Here is a 1,786-nt window from a genome sequence, read left to right as displayed (position 1 = left end):
ACTACGCAGCCGAAGTTGCTGCCGCTGCTAAAGTGTAAGGCACTTATGAAAAAGAAAGCACCTAGATTCCAAACGAATCAGGGTGCTTTTTTTTGAGAAAACCGTTTACGGTACCTATTTTAAGACGACCGAATATAAAGGCAGTCTGAAAACCAAAACAATAATAGAACGACACACCATATCATTGTAATCCGACCGTTTGAAAATTCAGACGACCCAAACTCCGACCGACGACATTCAAGAAAGCAAGGTATCCCATGACACAGCAAATCAAATACAAACGCGTATTACTGAAACTCTCCGGCGAATCTCTGATGGGTTCCGATCCATTCGGCATCAATCACGATACCATCGTTCAAACTGTCGGCGAAATTGCCGAAATCGTGAGAATGGGCGTGCAAGTCGGTATCGTTGTCGGCGGCGGTAACATTTTCCGCGGCGTATCTGCACAAGCAGGCAGCATGGATCGCGCCACTGCCGACTACATGGGTATGATGGCAACCGTGATGAACGCGTTGGCACTCAAAGACGCATTTGAAACTTTGGGCATCAAAGCGCGTGTTCAATCCGCACTGTCTATGCAGCAAATCGCTGAAACTTACGCCCGTCCTAAAGCCATTCAATATTTGGAAGAAGGCAAAGTCGTGATTTTCGCCGCCGGTACCGGTAACCCATTCTTTACGACCGACACTGCTGCCGCATTACGCGGTGCGGAAATGAACTGCGATGTGATGCTCAAAGCCACCAACGTTGACGGCGTGTACACCGCGGACCCGAAAAAAGACCCATCTGCAACACGCTATGAAACCATTACTTTTGACGAAGCCTTGTTAAAAAATCTCAAAGTGATGGATGCCACTGCCTTCGCCCTCTGCCGCGAACGCAAACTCAATATCGTGGTCTTCGGCATTGCTAAAGAAGGCTCGCTCAAACGCGTGGTAACCGGCGAAAACGAAGGTACACTGGTTCACTGCTAATCATTGAAAGGCCGTCTGAAACAGCCGAACGGGATACATTCGGCTTTCAGACGGCCTTTTATTTTCAGTCGGTTGCGCGGGTATTGGCTCATGGTTTGAAAAAGTCGAGAACCTGCTTGACCATAATGCCCAACCGACAATTCGATAACAAAGGATACTCCATGAATATCACCGTCTTGGCTGTAGGCACGAAAATGCCGCGTTGGGTGGATGAAGCCGTCGGCGAGTACGCCAAACGCTTCGGGCGCGATGTCAATTATGCGCTGAAAGAAATCAAGCCCGAAAAACGCGGTGCGGGTGTGAATGCGGCTCAGGGCATGGCGGCTGAAGAAAAACGCCTGTTGGAAGCCATACCGCAGGGCGCGTTTTTGGTGGTATTGGACGAGCGCGGCAAAGCGCCGACTTCGGTCGAATTGGCGCAACACTTGAAAAGCTGGCAGCAAAACGGCGAACACGTCTGCTTTATTATCGGCGGTGCAGACGGCATGACCGACCGATTGAAACAGCAGGCAAACATGATGATGCGCCTTTCCAGCCTGACCCTGCCGCACGGCATGGTGCGTGTTTTGCTGACCGAGCAGCTTTATCGCGCCGTTTCGATTTTGCACAATCATCCGTATCATCGGGAATAATCTGTTTTGATTGCTGGGATAAAACGGTAATGCCGCCTTGTCGGTTAAAAGCGGGGTTGAACCTGCTTTCAGACGGCCTGATTTTTCCGCATGAATCCTTTATAATCGTTTCTTTGATAAATCAACATCTTTCGGGAGAACCCAAATGTCCGATTTCCGTCAAGACTTCCTCAAATT

General features: G+C 49.5%; 2 protein-coding genes. Both read left to right on the top strand.

The genetic code is table 11. The features are described from left to right. Window positions 1–257: 257 nt before the first annotated feature. A complete protein-coding gene (pyrH, locus tag ACTHUE_RS17710; RefSeq protein ID WP_003708812.1) occupies window positions 258–977 on the top strand; it encodes a UMP kinase in 720 nt (239 codons plus the stop codon). A 161-nt stretch (window positions 978–1,138) separates the two neighbouring features. Further along, a complete protein-coding gene (rlmH, locus tag ACTHUE_RS17705) occupies window positions 1,139–1,609 on the top strand; it encodes a 23S rRNA (pseudouridine(1915)-N(3))-methyltransferase RlmH (protein ID WP_036493712.1) in 471 nt (156 codons plus the stop codon). Window positions 1,610–1,786: the final 177 nt, after the last annotated feature.

The sequence above is a fragment of the Neisseria sp. P0021.S005 genome (genome assembly GCF_051956955.1).
This window is presented reverse-complemented; position numbering and strand designations above follow the sequence as displayed.